This is a genomic window from Rhizobium sp. AC27/96 (assembly GCF_001692325.1).
Lineage (GTDB): Bacteria > Pseudomonadota > Alphaproteobacteria > Rhizobiales > Rhizobiaceae > Rhizobium.
The window spans coordinates 34,307-53,098 of sequence record NZ_LXKN01000005.1; the positions used below are offsets into that span (position 1 = coordinate 34,307).

Sequence of the window (18,792 nt, forward strand, 5' to 3'; positions counted from 1 at the left end):
CGAAGAGGGTAGGCGCCTCTAAAAAGCTCACCTGTTCAATCGCCTTCTAATCATTTTCGAAGTGCTCCAAAAGACGCCGAGCGTGACGATTGCAGCGATGCGACCGCAGATCAGAGCGATCAAGGGTAGCAACACGATCGCTAAAATCACGATCTTGCTACCCCTTGGTTCGGATTCGAAGAAGTCGAGAAGCGTCCAGTTGTAGAAAAGAAAGCACCAGACAGCCACGAAAGCTGCGCTGCTGCCAAGCAATAGACCCAATAGTCGCGATTTGTCGAAAGAAAGCCAGACCATCAGCGCCTGCTTGCGACCGTAGCGCGATAGCTTTGTCAAGAAGCTTGACAGGAACAGAAGCTCGATCATCGACGTGGCGGCAATCAGCAGGCGGCGCAGCGGCAGCCGGGGAAGGGCCGCCGATCTGTATTGGTCGGAGATACTGTTGACAGCTGGCGCTATATGAGAGTTGAGCCAGACCACAGGCGAACAATCGCCCCACTTCTCCCAAAACGGTATCATGGCAACAATTATGAAAAAAGGTATGCCGTACAGGAGGAAGACGATTGGCGCCATGCCCGCGAAGCCATCCGATGACGGGTAGATACTAACACCTCGGCGGCCCGTTTCGCGGACGGCATCCACAGCCACGCCCATTACATTGTTAAGTGGGTCGTTGCGGGGTTGCTTCCGCTTGTCTTCTAGATTTTCAGGTAAATCCGCCATGCTAACCATTCATGAGCCTTGGATTTTAGGATGTGTCTGCCGATAATTCCAATGGGAAACATGGCGCAACTTTTCCTGGTGTTGGTTCAGATTACTCCTGAAATATTCAGCCGTCGATGGTGATGATGCTTAAGCTGCCGATTGGGTTACGGTCAGTTTAAGGGCTGAATTATCTGATATCGCCATTGCCTCGGTCATATGCAAAAACACATCCACGCGCCTCCCCCCTTTCGCAATCGCGAAAAAAAGGCTATGAGCGCGCCAAATGAAATTGGCCTGTTTGTTTTATACAGCGCCCCAGCCTCAGAGATTAAGACAAATGGCACTTCGCAACATCGCGATCATCGCGCACGTTGACCATGGGAAAACCACCCTCGTCGACGAGCTTCTGAAGCAGTCCGGATCCTTCCGCGAGAACCAGCGCACCGTCGAGCGCATGATGGATTCCAACGATCTGGAAAAAGAGCGCGGTATCACCATTCTCGCCAAGGCGACGTCGGTTGTCTGGAAGGGCACGCGCATCAACATCGTCGACACGCCCGGCCATGCCGACTTCGGCGGTGAAGTCGAGCGCATCCTGTCGATGGTCGATGGCGCTATCGTGCTGGTCGACTCCTCGGAAGGCCCGATGCCGCAGACCAAGTTCGTCGTCGGCAAGGCGCTGAAGGTCGGTCTCCGCCCGATCGTTGCGATCAACAAGATCGACCGTCCGGATGCCCGCCACGAAGAAGTCATCAACGAAGTCTTCGATCTCTTCGCAGCGCTCGACGCCACCGACGAGCAGCTCGATTTCCCGATCCTTTACGGCTCTGGCCGCGCCGGCTGGATGAACTATTCGCCGGATGGTCCGGTTGAGGATGGCCTTGGCCCGCTTCTCGATCTCGTGCTGAAGCACGTTCCGGAGCCGAGTGTCGGCGAAGAAGACGGCGCGTTCCGTATGATCGGCACGCTGCTCGAATCCAACCCCTTTCTCGGCCGTGTCATCACTGGCCGCATTCATTCGGGCTCGATCAAGCCGAACCAGGCCGTCAAGGTTCTGGGCCAGGATGGCAAGCTGATCGAAACCGGCCGCATTTCCAAGATTCTCGCCTTCCGCGGCATCGAGCGCACGCCGATCGAAGAAGCCCATGCGGGCGATATCGTCGCCATCGCCGGCCTGTCGAAGGGCACGGTTGCTGACACGTTCTGCGATCCGTCGGTGACCGAGGCGCTGCACGCCCAGCCGATCGACCCGCCGACCGTTACCATGTCCTTCATCGTTAACGACAGCCCGCTGGCCGGTACCGAAGGCGACAAGGTTACCTCGCGCGTCATTCGCGACCGCCTGTTCAAGGAAGCTGAAGGCAACGTCGCGCTGAAGATCGAAGAAGCCGAAGGCAAGGATTCGTTCTACGTCTCCGGCCGCGGCGAATTGCAGCTCGCCGTTCTGATCGAAACCATGCGCCGTGAAGGCTTCGAGCTTGCCGTATCGCGTCCGCGTGTCGTCATGCACAAGGATGAAGCCACCGACCAGATGCTGGAGCCGATCGAAGAAGTCGTCATCGACGTCGATGAAGAGCATTCCGGTGTCGTTGTCCAGAAGATGTCCGAGCGCAAGGCCGAAATGGTCGAGCTTCGTCCGTCCGGCGGCAACCGCCTGCGCCTGAAGTTCTTCGCACCGACCCGCGGTCTCATCGGCTATCAGTCGGAACTGCTGACGGATACGCGCGGCACCGCCATCATGAACCGTCTGTTCCATGACTATCAGCCCTTCAAGGGCGCGATCGGCGGCCGAACCAACGGCGTCCTGCTCTCCAACGCCTCCGGCGAAGCCGTCGCCTACGCGATGTTCAACCTGGAAGATCGTGGTCCGATGATCATCGAGCCGGGTGAAAAGGTCTATGCCGGCATGATCATCGGCATTCACTCCCGCGACAACGACCTGGAAGTCAACGTGCTCAAGGGCAAGCAGCTGACCAACATCCGCGCCGCCGGCAAGGATGAAGCCGTGAAGCTGACGCCGCCGATCCGCATGACGCTCGACCGCGCGCTCTCCTGGATCCAGGACGACGAGTTGATGGAAGTCACGCCGAAGTCGATTCGCCTTCGCAAGATGTACCTCGACCCGAACGAGCGTAAGCGCTTCGAAAAGGCGCGCACCGCGTAACAGCTTATCTGTATCGTTTCAAAGCATCCGACCCCGGCCATTGTGCCGGGGTTTTATTTTGTGTGTTCGATTTTTGAGCCCTTGTGGCAAAGGTTAAAAAGTCGTTAATTTTTGTGGATGATCCACGGATAAAGCCTGTGGGCAAGTTTGCCGTCTTTATGAATGAGGATGGTTAATTCGGGCCTGCAAGACCAGAGTAGCCGTTATGAAGACGTTGTCGATTGATGTTCGGCGGGCAGAACCCGACGATGCCCGGGCCATTTCGGAGGTGCACCGCCAGTCCTGGCAGTACACCTATGCCGGCATCATTCCGCATCGCGCGCTTGGCCAGATGATCGAGCGTCGTGGCGAGTCCTGGTGGCGCAAGGCGACCGGCGGGCCGGCGACGCTGCTGGTTCTGGACGTTGCCGGCGAGATTGCCGGCTATGCGACGCTGGGGCTCAACCGCGCCCGCGCCCTTCCGCAGGAAGGCGAGATCTACGAGCTGTATCTGCGCCCGCAGTACCAAGGCCTGGGCTTGGGCCGCATGCTTTTCGGCGAGGCGCGCCGGTTGCTGAAGTCGCTCGGCTGCAAGGGCCTGGTGGTCTGGTGCCTCGAAGAAAACGAAAATGCCTATCGCTTCTATCGCGGACAGGATGGCGCGGATTTCTGCGAAGGCATCGAAACTTTCGATCACCGGCAGCTGAAGAAGATCGGTTTCGTCTGGCCCTGACGGCAACTAAATCCTCCACTCTATCGATGGATTGTTGCGTTGCGTCATGATTCCGATTATTTGGCTGGCGGCAACCATCCTTATTAGGGGACACGCATGCGCATCGACGCGATTTCCATTGGCAAGAACCCGCCCGAAGACATCAACGTCATCGTTGAAGTGCCGGTCGGCGGTCATCCGATCAAGTACGAAATGGACAAGGAGGCCGGCACGCTGGTCGTCGACCGTTTCCTCTATACGCCGATGACCTATCCGGGCAATTACGGCTTCGTCCCTCACACGCTCTCCGAAGATGGCGACCCGATCGACGTGCTGATCGCCAGCACCCGTCCGCTGGTTCCGGGCTGCGTCATCAATGTCCGCCCGATCGGCGTGCTGAAGATGGAAGACAATTCCGGCAAGGACGAGAAGATCATTGCCGTTCCCTCGCCGAAGCTGACGCTGCGTTACGAGAAGGTCAAGGAACATACCGACCTGCCCGAGATCACGCTGAAGCAGATCGAGCACTTCTTCGAGCACTACAAGGACCTGGAGCCCGGTAAGTGGGTGAAGATCTTTGGCTGGGGTGGCTCCAAGGAAGCCGGCGAGCTCATTCTCGAAGCTATCGAGCGCGCCAAGAAGGAAAAGGCCTGATCAGGCCTTCGCGATAGCGTTTAATCTTTGCATCAGATCCTCCGGCTCGCCCTCGATCCGGAGGATTTTTTTGCGCGGTATCGCCGCTGACCAGTTCAAGCGAGGATTTGGGAATGCCCATGTTTCTGGCAAGCAAGGCGATCAGCGCCTTGTTGGCCTTGCCCTTTTCGGGCGCGACCGAGACGCGCGCCTTCAGATAGGATTGGCCGTCGCTGCCGGTCTCGATGCCGTCGATCGAGTCACGCCCGCCATTGGGCGTGAGACGCACGGAAAGCCGCAGGTGATCCGAAGATGCCTGCCACGGCTGGTTCACCGCAGGAAAAGCGGAACGAGCGAATTCCACATCAGCGAGCGGATGAAGAAGATGAGCAGCAGCAGGATGACGGGCGAGATATCGATGCCGCCGAGATCGGGCAGGATGCGGCGGATCGGGCGAAGCGCCGGTTCGGTGACCGCATAAAGGAAGTTGCCGACGGAGCCGACGAACTGATTGCTCGAATTGATGACGTTGAAAGCATAGAGCCAGGAAAAGATGGCGCTGGCGATCAGCACCCAAGTATAAAGATTCAAAGCCAGATCAATGGTTTGAAATAAGGCGAGCATGTCAGTCTCCATTTCGCGGTTGACAGACATGTAGACATTGGCGACTAAACGGGCAAGTCCCATGCTTTGAGGCATGTTGAATCATGTTTAAAAGGCCGTCGAGCGTGCGTTTTGCATCGGCCGCCGCGCCGGAAAGTCTCGCCCCATGTCGTTCGCTGTAAGCGGAGACCGGTTTGCCGCCTTCAGGCACATCGCCTACAGCTATTTCTTCTTCGCGCGGTTTCTGACGGCCTTTGCGACGCAGGTCGTCAGCGTCTCCGTCGGCTGGCAGATGTACGAGCACACGGGCAAGCCGATTTATCTCGGTCTGATCGGCCTGGTCCAGTTCCTGCCGTCGCTGCTGCTGATCCTGGTGACGGGCACGGTGGCCGACCGCTACAACAGGCGGATGATCGCCGCGATCTGCATCTTCGTCGGCACGCTCTGCACGGCGGCTCTGCTGTTCCTGACCGTGTCGGGCACCTTTGCGCCGCTGCCGGTCTTCCTGATCCTCACCGTCTTCGGCATCGAGCGCGCCTTCATGACGCCGGCGATGCAGTCTCTGGCGCCAAACCTCATACCGCCCGAAGACCTGACGAATGCCATCACCTGGAATTCGATGTCGTGGGACGCTGCGGCTATTCTCGGGCCGGTCGCAGGCGGCCTGCTCTATGGCGTCGGCGCCGGCGTTGCCTATGCGGTGGCGGTGCTTTTCTTTGCCGCCGGTTCCATGCTGACTTTCCTGATTCCGAAGCCGCAGCAGCGCGTCGCCCATGAGGCGCGGAGCCTGAACGAGATGCTTGCCGGTTTCCGGTTCATCTGGTCGGAAAAGGTCGTTCTCGGCGCCGTCTCGCTCGACCTCTTCGCCGTGCTGCTGGGTGGCGCCGTCGCGCTCATGCCCATCTACGCGCGCGATATCCTGACGCTTGGCCCCTGGGGCCTCGGTTTGCTGCGCGCCGCGCCAAGCTTCGGCGCCATCGCCATGGGCCTGTTTCTGGCGACCTATCCCATCCGCAATCGTGCCGGCATCTGCATGTTCATCGGCGTCGCCATGTTCGGCCTGGGAACGCTGATCTTCGGCATTTCGCATACGGCCTGGCTGTCGATTGCAGCCCTTGCGATCATGGGCGCCTCCGACCTGATCTCGGTCTATGTCCGCGAGACGCTGATCACGCTCTGGACGCCGGATCACGTGCGTGGCCGGGTCAACGCCGTCAACATGGTCTTCGTCGGGGCGTCCAACGAGCTTGGCGAGTTCCGTGCCGGCACCATGGCGCATTATTTCGGCGCCATCCCCGCCGTCGTCATTGGCGGCATTGGCACGCTCGCCGTTGCCGTGCTCTGGGCAACCGGCTTCCCGCAGCTTCGCCGGATCGACAGCCTCAACGCCCCCGATCGCGACGGCGAACCGCAGCCGGCGTGAGGTTGCGGCGTGACAAGGCAGCCGGATCGATATGGTTCGTTCTCAGCGCTGCGGGAGCATGAGGTCGAGGGCGTCGACTACCGTATCCGCTTGGAAGACAGGTCGTCACGGGTTGCCATTATCGCTCCCCATGGCGGCTTCATCGAGCCGAGCACCTCTGAAATCACGGTGGAAATAGCGGCGGAGAGCTTCTCCTTCTATTGTTTCGAAGGGTTGGCCGCAGACAGGTCGCATCACGATCTGCACATCACATCCGCGCATTTCGACGAGCCGATGGCGCTTGGCCTCGTGTCCGGATCACAGGTTGTCGTCGCCGTTCACGGCCGATTGGACAGGGACGATCCGGAAACAAGCTGGGTCGGCGGCCTCGATACGGCGCTTCGCGATTTGATCGTTCAGTCGTTGCGGGAGAATGGCTTTGCTGTGATTGCGAGGGCGAGAGGCGAGGCTCTGGCGGGTACCGGGACCGGCAACATATGCAATCGCGGCAGGCGGAATGCCGGCGTGCAGCTGGAGATCCCGAGATATGTCAGGGATGTGCTGGTGTCAGACACTGAAAAGCTGAGGCTATATGCCGGATCGATCCGCCGGGCGATCCAGCAATATGATCGAATTCTCGCGGCGAACTGAGATATCGGTCGCCTCAGGCAGCCATCGCCTGCTTGCCCTCGAAGACCAGATCGAGGAATTCCGACAGCCAGGCTTTCAGCGCGGCGTCAAAGATCATGCGGCCTTCCAGATGCTCGCGACCCTGCTGGGCGTTCGGCATGCAGAAGCGGTGCTCGCCATGCACGACCCAGCGCTGCATCATGGCGCGCGTGAGTTCGGCGTGGAACTGCAGGCCCCAGGCATTGGCGCCATAGCGATAGGCCTGGTTGGGATAGGTCTCGGCAGTGGCCAGCAGATCGGCTCCATGCGGCAGCTCGAAGCCTTCACGGTGGAAATGATAGACCATTTGCGGCCAGCGCATCAGCATGCGGCCCCGTTCCGTCGGGTTCAGCGCATACCAGCCGATCTCGGTCTTGCCGTCGTCGCGCGCGCCCACCTTGGCGCCGAGCTGACGGGCGAGCATCTGCGCGCCGAGGCATATGCCGAGATAGGGGCGGTTTTCCTTGAGGGGGACCTTGAGCCAGTCGATTTCTGCCTTGACGAAATCATCCGGGTCGTTAGCGCTCATCGGACCACCGAAAATGACGGCGCCGGCATGGGCCGCAAGCGTCGAGGGCAGGCTTTCACCAAGGACCGGGCGGCGGATATCGAGATCGTAGCCCTTTTCCAGCAGCATCTGGCCGACGCGGCCGGGGCTGGAACGCTCCTGATGGAGCACGATCAATATGGGTCGGCCTGCGCTCTTCGGCGCTTCAATCATCATTGCCCGTCTCCACCTTGGAACCGGGTGCGCGGGCGGCCGCCTCCTGGCGCTTCATGATGCGCTCGCGGTCGGAAATGCCCATGAGATCGGCGATGCGCCAGATCGCGTGGTCTTCCATCTCGCTGCGCTCACCATCGGCATAGACGATATCCCAGAGAATGCCGAGCAGTTCCAGCCGCTGGGCACCATCGAGATGGCGTTTCAGATCCGAGGTGAAGCGATAGTAGTCGACCGCCTCGCTTTCGGCTTCCTCGCCGGCTGCGATCAATCGATCAAGCTCGCGGCCGTCAAGACCGTATTGCTCCTTCAAGAGCTTGCGCAGCCGCTTCTTCTCGCTGTTCTCGATCTTGCCGTCCGCTTCCATCACCTGGATGCAGAGTGCCGCCACCGCAACGCGCGGGTCGTCGGGTGCAAAGCCGGATTTGGGGTGATCCTGGGTCAGGTTATGGAGAAACTCCTGAAAGCGTTCGAACATCCGTTTCCATTCTTAAAGCAGGTGGAGCAGGGTTCTTGGGGGCACCGTGCTCGATCTTTTTGTTTTTCCGCAATTCCGGCAAAGGCGCTGCGTGCCTTTACTGGAATTGCTCTAGAACAACTTGAGCCGTGTCTTGGGTTCCGGTTCAAGCTTTTGGTCTTTCACACCCGGATCATCCGGCGCGCCGCCGAAAAAGGGCCGTGGTTCCGGCTCTTTTTGCGCCGGCTGTGGCGCGGCAACGGGTGCGCTCGGCGTCGGTTTTGCCGCCGCCGGCTCCAATTCCATGACATAGGTATTGGCGGCTGGCGATACAACTTTCGGTGCGTTTGGGGTCTCCGCCGTGGTTGCGGGAGCGGCCTCGCGCACCGGCGGCAGCGATTTCAGCGCGGCATCGACAGATACGACAGACCCTTCTTCCACCGGTCCCTCGACCTGGCCGAAGGGTGCCTTCCATTCAAAAGCGTCGAGGCGGCCCGTGACCGGCGATAGCGGCAGCCACTTGTCGGATACGAAACCGTCGGCAACCCAGGCAGGGTCGCGCGGGGCTCGCAGCGCCTGCGCCATCCAGTGGCGCACGCGGCCCTGGTCATTGGTCTCGGCTTCCTCGATATCGGCCAAAAGCAGGAAGGCGCCCTCGCGGGCATCGATCCGCGCGGCGGCTTCGGCCTTGGCGCGGGCCTTGCTGAAATCGCCCGCATCGAGCGCCGCCTTGGCGGTGAGCAGCAATGCCTCGACATTGTTCGGCCGGATGGCCTCCAGCCGTTCGGCACGCTTCAGCCGATCGACGACGGAATCGCCGCTGCGGGCACGCACATAGGCCTTGCCGATCTCCGGATGCGGTTGGGTCTTCCAGACTTGCTCCAGCATGGATGCGGCCTTGCGCACCTTGTCCTCGCGAAACAGGGCTTTGGACGCTATCAGCGCCGCCGGTACGAAATCATCCACCAGTTTCAGGGCCGCAAGCGCATCGTCGCGGGCACCGGCCGGATCGCTCTCGAGCTTGTCGCTGGCGCGCGCGGTCAGCAGCACGGCACGCTGGCGGTTGGCTGTTGTCTTGTCGACGACGTGGGCGACTTTCTGCTGATCGAGCAGCTTGATGGCGTCATCCCAGCGGCCGGACTGACTGCGATATTCGAGCGTCGCCTGTGCCGCCCAGGGTAGATAAGGAGCCTGATCGGCAGCCCTTTCGGCATATTGCCGCGCGGCTTCATGCGCTCCGAGACGCTTGGCTTCGAGGTAGAGCCCGCGCAAGCCGAGCTCGCGCGTTTCCGGGTCGTTGGCCATCAGCTCGAATTTCTGGCGCGCCTCGTCGTGCTTGCCTTCGATCAGCGCCGCCTGCGCCTCGAGCAGATTGATGAGCGGTTCCTGGTCGGCGCGGATCAGGCCACGGGTACGCGCCGCCATCTTCCGGGCAAGCAGGGCGTTGCCGGCACCGGCAGCAATCAGACCGGTGGAAAGCGCCTGATAGCCACGGTCGCGCTTGCGGGCGCGGAAATAGCGGGTGACGGAATGCGGCGAGGTCCAGATCAATCGCAAGAACCACCATGCAATCATGACGGCGGCGATGAGCGCTATCAATATACCGGCGGCCACGATCAGCCTGGTCTGGTAGAGCTGGCCTTCCCAGACCAGCGAGAGATCGCCGGGGCGATCCGCAAGCCACGAAAAGCCATAGCCGAGAGCCAGGACGAGAATGGCGAAGATAAGCAGTCTGATCATTGCCGCGCTCCGTCCTTAATTCTGTTTCCCGGTATTGGCGATGGCCTTCGACAGCGCATCGCTCACCAGATCCTCGACGCGAATGCGGGCTTCCAGCGATTGCTTGAAGGCGGCGGAGGTCGACTTGGCGGCGTCGGGCAGGCTGTTCCACTCGGTCACCGCGCCCGGCAGATCGCCATTCTTCACCTTGTCTTCGAAACGCGCGGCGACCGCATCGACGCCATCGCCGGGAACGTTGCCGACGGGGCGCACTTGCACCAGCGACTTGGCGCCCGACATCAGGCGGTCGCTCCAGCTCTGGTTGGGATCGTCACTCTGCGTAGTGGCGACGATGGCGGTGGTTACATCCGTCACCTGACGGATCAGATCGGCGCGCGAGGGAACGCCGGTCTGGGCGAAATTCTTGAGGTCTGCCACGGCCGGATCGTCCGGTGCGACATTGGCGAAGGTATCGAGCTCGGGCCGGAAGGGGCCGCCACGATCGATCGCCGCCTTCAGCGCGGCAGCGGCAATGGCGCGGGCAACCGCGCTTTCCTGGCTCGGCTGGTTGAGCTTCTTTTCGGCATCATCGAGACGCTTGCCGACTTCGGCGTCGGATGTCGCCTGACTTTGGGTCGCCTTGCCGAGATCCGCCTTCAACTGCTCGACCTCGGCGCTCAGCGAAGCGACCTTCTGATCGGCATCGCCGCTGGTCACACCCGTGGAGCCGCCGGCCGAAATGTTGCTGGCTGCTGTGGTCTCAAGCGCTGCGACACGGGCCGCAAGCGCATTGTCGGGCTTTGGCGCAGGGGTGGAGGCGAGTTTGGCGACGCTTTGCTTTAATCCGTCGATTTCGGCGTTAAGCGCTGCGATCTCAGCGGAATTATCCTTGGCCGCGCCCTGGCCCGGCAACAGGCCGGCATATTGAATGGCGCCGGCGCCGATGAGTGCAATCAGTCCGCCAACGATACCGGCGGCGATCAGGCCCGAAGTCGCGCCCTCCCGTCGCGGCGGTTGTCCGGAATAGGACGGGGCGGGATCAGGCTGTCGCGCCGCTGTGGCCTGTGGCTCTTCCGGGTCCGGATCATAGCTGCTGGCTTGAGTTTCCTCGCGCAGCGGTTCCTTCTCCGCTTCCAGCGGCATTTCCACTTCATTGGCGGAGGAAGAGGCGAATTCGCCGTGGTGACGCTCCGTCACATCTTCAGGGGCTGCGTCCTGCGCAGTTTTTTCGGCTTCCAGATCAATCGTGACCGGCTCGTCATTGGGCTTCGAATGGTTAGGCGGTTTTCCCGGTACCATGGAGGTCCTCTTTTCATGCGCTGCAACGAAGTTAGACAGACAAGGCCATTATGGAAAGACCTTAGATCAAAATTGCGGCCTTACTCTGAGACAAGCAGCGCCAGAAGTCTGTCCTCATCCGGCATGTCGGCGATATCGACGTGCAAACGCATGGCGGGCGGGATCGCCGCTGCAATGGCCTCACTCAGGCAGAGGAAGCGTGTTTCAGCAAAAAGCGCGGGATTGCGTTGAACGAACGGCAGGCTGAAAAAGCGCTGCGCCGTCTGCTGGGAATAGAGCAGCAGGGCATCCGTGCGCGCATCCTTGAAAAATCGACGCAGGATATCCTCGCCGGGAAGGATATCTCGCATCCGGTAGCATTCGACCGTGCGGAACGGCAGCTGCAGCTCGGTCAATCTTGCCTCGAAGCCGGCAGCGCGGGGATGGCCTGCAAGATAGAGGAGGGGAGCGCTAGCAAGGCTGGCCGCATGTGCGGAAATAAGCGCTGCCAGCTCGGTGCCGCCGCCCTCGGACGTGGCAATATCGGTAAAGCCGAGATCGGTGGCTTCTTTCGCCGTGGCCTTGCCGACGGCAAAGAGAGGGCGATTGAGATGCTCGGCGAGATCGGACCCCAACGTCGCAAGAACCCGAATCGCTTCGGCGCTGGTGATGGCGATGGCCCCACGTGTCTTCAGGAGCCTGCGCCTTGCCTCGTCGACATGATGGACCGGTTCGGCCAGGGGCAACGACAGGGCTTCGTGGCCCATCTGCGCCAACCGCCTGATGGTGCGTTCACCCGAATGCTGAGGGCGGGTGACGATGACGCGCATCGGATATCAGATCCAGTCTTCGAAGAAGGTGCTGCCCGCCTCGGCACGTATGGCCTGGCCGGCATTGGTGCCGAGCGCTTCGGCATCGCGGCGATTGCCCTCGATGGTGGTGGTATGCACCTGCTGTCCGTCGGGCGTGAGAATCATGCCGAAGAAGCGCAGATGATCGCCCTCGCAGACCGCATAACCGGCAATCGGGGTCCGACAGGAGCCGTCAAGCGCTGCCAGGAAGGCACGTTCGCAAGAAACGGTATCGAAGGTGGGGCCGTCGTTAATGGCGGCGAGCAGGTCGTTCATCCGGCTGTCGGCGATCCGGCTTTCGATGGCGATCGCGCCCTGTGCCGGTGCCGGCGGGAATTCGTCGGGATCGAGGATATCGGTGATGACCTCCACCTTGCCGAGCCGCTTCAGGCCGGCAACGGCAAGCAGCGTTGCGTCAGCCTGGCCCTCTTCCAGCTTGCGCAGGCGAGTCTGAACCGAGCCGCGAAAGGTAATGACATTGATATCGGGGCGCAGGCGGCGAATCAGCGCCTGACGGCGCAGAGATGCGGAGCCGACGGTCGCGCCATACGGTAGTTCGATCAATCTCGGTGCCGTGCGGCCGATGACGGAATCGCGGATGTCCTCGCGCGGCAGGTAGGCCGTCAGCGCCAGTCCCTGCGGAATTTTCGTCGCCATGTCCTTGGCGGAGTGCACCGCGAAGTCGAGCTCGCCGGAGATCAGCTTCTCTTCCAGCTCTTCCGTGAACAGGCCCTTGCCGCCGATCGCCGCCAGCGAGCGGTCGGTGATACGGTCGCCTTTGGTGGTGAGAACGACGATTTCGAACATCTCTTCCGGAAGGCCGTGCGCCGCCATCAGGCGATCGCGGGCCTCGTGTGCCTGGGCGAGCGCCAGCGGGCTGCCGCGCGTGCCGATCCGGAAAGGTTTTGTTTGCATCCGCTTTGATCCGTTGTTACCGACAGTTCCCGTAACCATATTTCCGCTTTATCGCAATCGACCTGTAGGCAACGAACTTTCTCCATGGCGTCCATTCTTCGTATTCTCGGTATCGAAACAAGCTGCGACGAAACCGCCGCGGCCATTGTCGAGCGCCGGGATGACGGTACGTCGACGGTTTGCTCCGATGTCGTGCTGAGCCAGCTGGACGAGCATAGCGCCTATGGCGGCGTCGTGCCGGAAATTGCCGCGCGGGCGCATGTCGAGGCGCTGGATACGCTGATCGACGAAGCATTGAAACGCGCCAATGTGTCGCTCTCAGACGTCGATGCCATTGCCGCGACCTCAGGCCCCGGTCTGATCGGCGGGCTGCTCGTCGGCCTGATGACCGGCAAGGCGATCTCGCGCGCCACAGGCAAACCACTTTACGCCATCAACCATCTGGAAGGCCATGCCCTGACGGCGCGGCTGACAGACGGGCTTGCCTTTCCCTATCTGATGCTGCTGGTTTCCGGCGGCCACACGCAGCTCATCCTCGTGCGTGGCGTCGGCCAGTACGAGCGCTGGGGCACCACCATCGACGATGCGCTGGGAGAAGCCTTCGACAAGACGGCCAAGCTCTTGGGCCTGCCCTATCCCGGCGGCCCGGCCGTGGAGGCAGCGGCCAGAAACGGCAATGCGGATCGCTTCGATCTTCCGCGGCCGCTGGTCGGCGAGACGCGCCTTGATTTTTCCTTTTCCGGCCTGAAGACGGCGGTGCGGCAGGCGGCAACGGCCATCGCGCCTGTCACGCAGCAGGATATCGCCGATATCTGCGCCTCCTTCCAGAAGGCGGTCTCGCGCACCTTGAAGGATCGCATCGGTCGCGGCCTGCAGCGCTTCAAGGCGGAATTTCCGAAGACGGATGAAAAGCCGGCGCTCGTGGTTGCCGGTGGTGTTGCCGCCAATCTCGAGCTGCGCCGCACGCTGCAGGACCTTTGCGACGCCAACGGTTTCCGCTTCATCGCGCCGCCATTGAGATTGTGTACGGATAATGCCGTCATGATCGCCTGGGCCGGGCTGGAGCGCATGGCAACGGGCTTTGCCCCTGACGATCTCGATGTGCAGCCGCGTTCACGCTGGCCGCTGGATCAGAAGGCGGAAACGCTCCTGGGTCATGGCAAACGCGGAGCCAAAGCATGAGCGGCAAGGAACGGATCGCAGTCATCGGCGCAGGCGCCTTCGGCACCGCGCTTGCAGCCGTCATTGCGCTCACCGGCCGCAGCGACGTGACGCTTGTCGGGCGCAAGGCGGCGCTAATGGCCGATCTTGCCGCCGACAGGATGCATGATGCCGTCTTGCCCGGTATCGAGCTTCCGGATTCCCTGAAATTTTCGGCCGGGCCGGATGCCGTTTCCGATGCCGGGATCGTTCTTTTCGCCATGCCGTCGCAGGCCCAGGCCGATGCCGCCAGGCTCTATGGGCCTTATCTTGCCAAGGATGCAATCGTCGTCACCTGCGCCAAGGGCATCGACAAAGTCTCCGGCGATCTCTTGACCGAGATGCTGGAGCGGGAATTGCCGCAGCACGCCATCGCCGTGCTCTCCGGGCCGGGCTTTGCCGCCGATATTGCCAAGGGCCTGCCGACGGCCATGGCAATCGCGGCTGCGGACATGGCCGTCGCCGAGAAGCTTGCACAGGCGATTTCCGGCCCGACGTTCCGCCTTTATGCATCGGACGATCGCATCGGCGTGCAACTCGGTGGCGCGCTGAAGAATGTGCTCGCCATTGCCTGCGGCATCGTCGAGGGGCGTGGCATCGGCGATTCCGCCCGTGCTGCCCTTATCAGCCGCGGCCTTGCCGAAATGTCGCGCTTCGTCGCAGCCAAGGGCGGCAAGGCGGAAACGGTGCGCGGGCTTTCCGGCCTCGGCGACCTCGTGCTGACGGCGACCAGCCATCAATCCAGAAATTTGCGGTTCGGTATTGCGCTCGGTCGCGGAGACACGGCCGATCCGATGCATGGCACGCTGGTCGAAGGCGCCTATGCGGCCTCCATCGCCGCGCGGCTGGCCGGCGAACTCGGCGTCGACATGCCGATTACCGAAGCGGTTTCCGCCATCATCGACGGCAAGCTCGACATAGCCACGGCCATCGGACAATTGATGACGCGGCCGATTACCACGGAATAGCTTGAACATCGGCAGTGCGCTGGATATATTACTGGATATAACCGGAGGCCTACGATGAGCAATTCGCAAAAGCGCGCGATTCAGAACTACCGCTCTCGTCTCGGTGAGCGTGGTCTGGCCCGTTTTGAGGTGCTCGGGCTTGACGGCGATCGTGCCCTCATTCGCTCGTTAGCGCGGCGCTTGGCAGAGGATAGTCCCGAAGCGGCCCATATTCGCGAGGTGTTAACGAAGACTGTTTCTGGAGAGCCGCCGAAGAAAGGCGGTGTCTACGCTTGGCTACGCGGCTCGCCGCTTGTCGGAGCGGATCTGGATCTTGAACGGGTGAGAGGCAAGGTGCGCGAGATCGATCTTTGACCCGCTATCTGCTCGATACCAATATCATTAGCAATACGATCAAACCGGAACCATCGCCTTATCTCGCCGCGTGGTTTCAAGCCCAGATGGATGAAGATCTCTTCATCGCCGCGTCCACGATTGCTGAAATTCGGCGCGGCATCCTTATCATGCCGGCAGGCCGGAAGCGCGAAGACCTGGAAACGTGGTTTCTCGGCACGCAAGGACCACTGGCGTATTTTGGCGGACGTATCCTTCCTTTTGAGGAGAACGCTGCGTTGATTTGGGCGAAGCTCATGGCAGATGGACGCGCCGCCGGGCGACAGCGTGATCCCATGGATATGCTGATTGCTTCGGTCGCAATCGCCAACGAATGTATTATCGTCACCCATAACGAGGCTGATTTCTGGGGCCTCGATCTAATCAATCCTCTTCGCGCAGAAACAAGATGACCTGCAGCGAGTGAGGCCTTATCCATCACGATCAATAGATTCTGGTTTTATAGGAGAGTTGAACAATGCTGTTCGCCTTTGTCTGCAAGGATAAACCCGGCCACCTGAATGTCCGCATGGAGACGCGCCCGGCGCATGTGGAGCATCTGAACAAGCTCAATGCCGAGGGAACGCTGAAGATGGCGGGGCCTTTCCTCGATGCCGATGGCAAGCCGAATGGCAGCCTCGTCGTCGTCAGCGCCGAGACCATCGAGGCGGCAAAAGCGATTGCGGATGCGGATCCCTATACGAAGGCCGGCCTGTTCGAGAGCGTCGAGATCAAGCCGTTCAACTGGGTCTTCAACAATCCGGAGGCATGAGGCATGGCGCATTGGCTTTATAAATCCGAACCGTCTTCCTGGTCCTGGCAGCAGCAGAAGGATGCCGGCGAAAAGGGAACCGAATGGACCGGCGTGCGCAACTATCTCGCCCGCAACAACATGCGGGCGATGCAGATCGGTGACAAGGGCTTCTTCTACCACTCCAATGACGGGCTGGAGATCGTCGGCATCGTCGAGGTTTGTGCACTGGCACATCCCGATTCCACAGCCAAGGACGATCTGCGCTGGGAGTGCGTCGACATCCGCGCCGTGCGCGACATGCCGAAATTTGTCTCCCTGAAGGATATCAAGGCAAACCCGAAGCTTTCACAGATGGCGCTCGTCACCTCGATGCGGCTTTCGGTGCAGCCGGTGACAGATGAGGAATGGCTCGAAGTCTGCCGCATGGGCGAACTGGACAATCCACCTGTCTGATTCCTGCCTGCGGTCCGATGCTGGAGAATTCTTGAAAACCGATCCGGAACGTTTCATCCGCGCCAATACCGGCCTCATGACGCCGCCGCATGTGCCGGAGATCCGGCTGCATCTGGCAAGCGAAGCGCATGAACTCTGGTTGAAGACGGAAGAAGAGCTGGAGGAGATCGGGCTACCGCCGCCCTTCTGGGCTTTTGCCTGGGCGGGCGGCCAGGGCTTGGCGCGCTATATCCTCGATCATCCGGCGACGGTTGCCGGCAGAAAAGTGCTGGATTTCGCCAGCGGATCCGGGCTTGTGGCGATTGCAGCCAAGCGTGCGGGCGCCAGCCATGTGCTTGCCGTCGATATCGACCCTTGGGCCGGCACGGCAATCCGGCTGAATGCAGTTGAAAATGGTGTCGATCTTGACTTTGCCGGCGCTGACATCATCGGCCGAACGGTGGAGGCCGACGTCGTTCTCGCCGGCGATGTATTCTACGATCAGGATTTTGCAGCGAGCCTTGTTCCCTGGTTGCGGCAATTGGCGGGCGAGGCGAAGCTGGTTCTGGTCGGAGATCCAGGCAGAGCTTATCTGCCGAAGGATCGGCTGGAAGCGGAGGCGACCTATCAGGTGCCGGTGACGCGAGCGCTGGAGGACAGCGAAATCAAGAAGACCACCGTGTGGCGATTTCTCGCCGGCTAAGGCTTTCCTCAGGGCCGGATTACGCAGACGCCGGCTTCGTATGAGCAGGGATTGCCCGCATAGCGGACGTTGATGACCTTGGCGCGCGGCCTTGGCTGCACTGCGGCAGGACGAGCATAGGGATTGTAGCCACCATAGCCGACAACATAGGTGCCGCCATTCGCCTGATAGACATCGGCCGAACCGGCATAGGTGCCGGCATTTGCCGCTTCGCGCGGTTCCATGAGGACGATTCGAGCTGGCTGCTGCTGCGCGAAACCCTGTGGCGCCGATATCTGGTTCAGGCGCACGAGGCCGGAATGGTCGCGGTGATGCCAGTGGCGGTAATCGCCTGCCAGCACTACGCTTGACGAAAATGCGGCTGCTGCCGCCAAAACGAGCGCTGCTGCCCTGAAAAGATGCGAGCTCATGATTCGCCCCCATTTGGGTCGGTTAATGAAATCTTAACGGCAGATTGCCCCAAGACCGGCGCGAAGTCCACGTCAGGGTTGAGGAAATGGTAAATGGGGCCGAATGGGGAGCGCGTCCTTGCATACTCGCTAAAGTGCAAAGCGATCCCAATCGATTAAATTCGGTGCAGGCATCAATTGTGCTTGTCGATAGGCATTTGGGCGATTAATGGTCGCAATGATGCAACGCACACTGCACGTCCCTGTGCGCGCGTTGCCCCGGATATCCGGGTTTTAAGCGTACCGTAACGCCGCGAGGTTCTGATGGCGAACGTCACACAAAACCGGCCCTTGTCGCCGCATCTGCAAATCTACAAACCCATTCCCACCATGGTCATGTCGATCGTCCACCGCATCACCGGCGGCGCGCTCTACTTTGGCACGGTGCTGGTTGCCTGGTGGCTGATCGCCGCTGCGACCGGCCAGGGCTATTTCGATCTGGTCAACTGGATCCTGGGGACCATCGTCGGCCGGATCATCCTGTTCGGCTACACATGGGCGCTGCTGCATCACATGCTCGGCGGCTTTCGCCACTTCTTCTGGGATCTCGGCTATGGTTTCGACCCTGCCGTGTCGACCAGGGTGGCCAAGCTCATGCTCGTCGCGTCGATCTGTCTGACCGTGCTGGTCTGGATCGTCGGCATCGTCATCAGGCTGGGTTGATTGGTGTGATCGTTTCCGAAAACCACTCGGTGATTTTCGGGATCATGCTCTAGAGGATATATATCATGGATATGCGCACCCCTTTGGGTAAAGTCCGCGGCCTTGGCTCCGCCAAGGAAGGCACCGATCATTTCTGGCGCCAGCGCCTGACAGCCGTCGCCAATGTTCCGCTCTTCATTTTCTTCGTCATCTTCCTGCTGATCTACGCCGGCGCGCCCTATGCGGAAGTCGTGCACGCGCTGTCGAATCCACTCGTCGCCGTCATCATGGCCCTGATGGTGATCTCCGGCATCATCCATATGAAGCTCGGCATGCAGGTCATCATCGAGGACTATGTCCACGGCGAATTCGGCAAGATCGTCCTTCTCATGCTCAACACGTTTTTCGCGGTCATTCTGGCGGGGCTCTGTCTTTTCGCCATTCTGAAGATCGCGTTCGTAGGATAA

23 protein-coding genes and 1 pseudogene are annotated in these 18,792 nt (G+C 60.7%); 14 read left to right on the plus strand and 10 right to left on the minus strand.

Annotated features, from left to right (window positions below; genetic code table 11):
* Positions 1-27: 27 nt before the first annotated feature.
* Positions 28-720 carry a hypothetical protein gene (locus A6U86_RS08045; RefSeq protein WP_141683655.1) on the minus strand — a complete coding sequence of 231 codons (693 nt, stop codon included), beginning with the start codon at positions 718-720 and terminating at the stop codon, positions 28-30.
* A 319-nt stretch (positions 721-1,039) separates the two neighbouring features.
* Here A6U86_RS08045 and typA point away from each other — a divergent pair, with 319 nt between their 5' ends.
* The 3 genes from typA (at position 1,040) to ppa (ending at position 4,211) form a co-directional block, all read left to right on the plus strand.
* A complete protein-coding gene (gene typA, locus A6U86_RS08050) occupies positions 1,040-2,866 on the plus strand; it encodes a translational GTPase TypA (protein ID WP_068388787.1) in 1,827 nt (608 codons plus the stop codon).
* Between the two features lie 205 nt (positions 2,867-3,071).
* Entirely contained in the window at positions 3,072-3,578 is a 507-nt protein-coding gene (locus tag A6U86_RS08055) for a GNAT family N-acetyltransferase (protein WP_068388791.1), read from the plus strand.
* Positions 3,579-3,674: 96 nt separating this feature from the next.
* On the plus strand, positions 3,675-4,211 hold the full coding sequence (ppa, locus tag A6U86_RS08060) for an inorganic diphosphatase (protein WP_068388794.1): 537 nt from the start codon (positions 3,675-3,677) through the stop codon (positions 4,209-4,211).
* Here the strand turns inward: ppa and A6U86_RS08065 are convergent.
* Both A6U86_RS08065 and A6U86_RS08070 read right to left on the minus strand, forming a co-directional pair.
* Positions 4,212-4,524, minus strand: a pseudogene (locus tag A6U86_RS08065) (DUF167 domain-containing protein).
* Entirely contained in the window at positions 4,521-4,844 is a 324-nt protein-coding gene (locus A6U86_RS08070; RefSeq protein ID WP_136686753.1) for a YggT family protein, read from the minus strand. Before A6U86_RS08070 ends, A6U86_RS08065 begins: the two are co-directional and overlap by 4 nt.
* A 115-nt stretch (positions 4,845-4,959) precedes the next feature.
* On the opposite strand from A6U86_RS08070, the gene A6U86_RS08075 reads away from it, so the two are divergent.
* Together A6U86_RS08075 and A6U86_RS08080 are read left to right on the plus strand one after the other, a co-directional pair.
* Complete coding sequence (locus A6U86_RS08075) at positions 4,960-6,216, plus strand: MFS transporter (RefSeq protein ID WP_068388800.1); 1,257 nt, start codon at positions 4,960-4,962, stop codon at positions 6,214-6,216.
* A 9-nt stretch (positions 6,217-6,225) separates the two neighbouring features.
* Positions 6,226-6,846 carry a poly-gamma-glutamate hydrolase family protein gene (locus tag A6U86_RS08080; RefSeq protein ID WP_068388803.1) on the plus strand — a complete coding sequence of 207 codons (621 nt, stop codon included), beginning with the start codon at positions 6,226-6,228 and terminating at the stop codon, positions 6,844-6,846.
* A 13-nt stretch (positions 6,847-6,859) separates the two neighbouring features.
* On the opposite strand, the gene A6U86_RS08085 is transcribed toward A6U86_RS08080, so the two are convergent.
* The 6 genes from A6U86_RS08085 to hemC all read right to left on the minus strand — a co-directional run bounded on the left by A6U86_RS08085 (position 6,860) and on the right by hemC (position 12,805).
* On the minus strand, positions 6,860-7,585 hold the full coding sequence (locus tag A6U86_RS08085; RefSeq protein WP_068388806.1) for a glutamine amidotransferase: 726 nt from the start codon (positions 7,583-7,585) through the stop codon (positions 6,860-6,862).
* Positions 7,578-8,063 carry a TerB family tellurite resistance protein gene (locus A6U86_RS08090; protein ID WP_068388809.1) on the minus strand — a complete coding sequence of 162 codons (486 nt, stop codon included), beginning with the start codon at positions 8,061-8,063 and terminating at the stop codon, positions 7,578-7,580. Before A6U86_RS08090 ends, A6U86_RS08085 begins: the two co-directional genes overlap by 8 nt.
* A gap of 111 nt (positions 8,064-8,174) precedes the next feature.
* The gene (locus tag A6U86_RS08095; RefSeq protein WP_068388812.1) at positions 8,175-9,782 is read right to left on the minus strand and encodes a heme biosynthesis protein HemY; all 1,608 of its coding nucleotides are present in this window, start codon (positions 9,780-9,782) and stop codon (positions 8,175-8,177) included.
* Between the two features lie 15 nt (positions 9,783-9,797).
* Positions 9,798-11,060, minus strand: coding sequence for a COG4223 family protein (locus A6U86_RS08100; protein ID WP_068388815.1), 1,263 nt, complete (start codon positions 11,058-11,060; stop codon positions 9,798-9,800).
* Between the two features lie 80 nt (positions 11,061-11,140).
* Positions 11,141-11,869, minus strand: a complete 729-nt coding sequence (locus A6U86_RS08105; RefSeq protein ID WP_068388818.1) for a uroporphyrinogen-III synthase — start codon at positions 11,867-11,869, stop codon at positions 11,141-11,143.
* A 6-nt stretch (positions 11,870-11,875) separates the two neighbouring features.
* Positions 11,876-12,805, minus strand: coding sequence for a hydroxymethylbilane synthase (hemC, locus tag A6U86_RS08110; RefSeq protein ID WP_068388821.1), 930 nt, complete (start codon positions 12,803-12,805; stop codon positions 11,876-11,878).
* A gap of 84 nt (positions 12,806-12,889) precedes the next feature.
* Here hemC and tsaD point away from each other — a divergent pair, with 84 nt between their 5' ends.
* The 7 genes from tsaD (at position 12,890) to A6U86_RS08145 (ending at position 17,234) form a co-directional block, all read left to right on the plus strand.
* The gene (gene tsaD / locus A6U86_RS08115) at positions 12,890-13,987 is read left to right on the plus strand and encodes a tRNA (adenosine(37)-N6)-threonylcarbamoyltransferase complex transferase subunit TsaD (protein ID WP_068388823.1); all 1,098 of its coding nucleotides are present in this window, start codon (positions 12,890-12,892) and stop codon (positions 13,985-13,987) included.
* On the plus strand, positions 13,984-14,973 hold the full coding sequence (locus tag A6U86_RS08120) for an NAD(P)H-dependent glycerol-3-phosphate dehydrogenase (RefSeq protein WP_068388826.1): 990 nt from the start codon (positions 13,984-13,986) through the stop codon (positions 14,971-14,973). The genes tsaD and A6U86_RS08120 overlap by 4 nt, the downstream gene beginning before the upstream one ends.
* 54 nt (positions 14,974-15,027) lie before the next feature.
* The gene (locus A6U86_RS08125; RefSeq protein ID WP_068388829.1) at positions 15,028-15,327 is read left to right on the plus strand and encodes a hypothetical protein; all 300 of its coding nucleotides are present in this window, start codon (positions 15,028-15,030) and stop codon (positions 15,325-15,327) included.
* Complete coding sequence (locus A6U86_RS08130; RefSeq protein WP_068388832.1) at positions 15,324-15,758, plus strand: PIN domain-containing protein; 435 nt, start codon at positions 15,324-15,326, stop codon at positions 15,756-15,758. Before A6U86_RS08125 ends, A6U86_RS08130 begins: the two co-directional genes overlap by 4 nt.
* 65 nt (positions 15,759-15,823) lie before the next feature.
* Positions 15,824-16,117: a YciI-like protein gene (locus A6U86_RS08135; RefSeq protein WP_068388835.1), complete on the plus strand. Its 294-nt coding sequence runs from the start codon at positions 15,824-15,826 to the stop codon at positions 16,115-16,117.
* A 3-nt stretch (positions 16,118-16,120) separates the two neighbouring features.
* Positions 16,121-16,552, plus strand: coding sequence for an EVE domain-containing protein (locus A6U86_RS08140; protein ID WP_068388838.1), 432 nt, complete (start codon positions 16,121-16,123; stop codon positions 16,550-16,552).
* Positions 16,553-16,583: 31 nt separating this feature from the next.
* Complete coding sequence (locus tag A6U86_RS08145; protein WP_068388841.1) at positions 16,584-17,234, plus strand: methyltransferase; 651 nt, start codon at positions 16,584-16,586, stop codon at positions 17,232-17,234.
* A gap of 8 nt (positions 17,235-17,242) precedes the next feature.
* Here A6U86_RS08145 and A6U86_RS08150 read toward each other — a convergent pair whose 3' ends face one another.
* Positions 17,243-17,644 (minus strand): hypothetical protein, encoded by a 402-nt coding sequence (locus A6U86_RS08150; protein WP_068388843.1) that lies wholly within the window; start codon positions 17,642-17,644, stop codon positions 17,243-17,245.
* A gap of 303 nt (positions 17,645-17,947) precedes the next feature.
* On the opposite strand from A6U86_RS08150, the gene sdhC reads away from it, so the two are divergent.
* Positions 17,948-18,346 (plus strand): succinate dehydrogenase, cytochrome b556 subunit, encoded by a 399-nt coding sequence (gene sdhC / locus A6U86_RS08155; protein WP_068388847.1) that lies wholly within the window; start codon positions 17,948-17,950, stop codon positions 18,344-18,346.
* Between the two features lie 65 nt (positions 18,347-18,411).
* Positions 18,412-18,792, plus strand: coding sequence for a succinate dehydrogenase, hydrophobic membrane anchor protein (sdhD, locus tag A6U86_RS08160; RefSeq protein WP_068388850.1), 381 nt, complete (start codon positions 18,412-18,414; stop codon positions 18,790-18,792).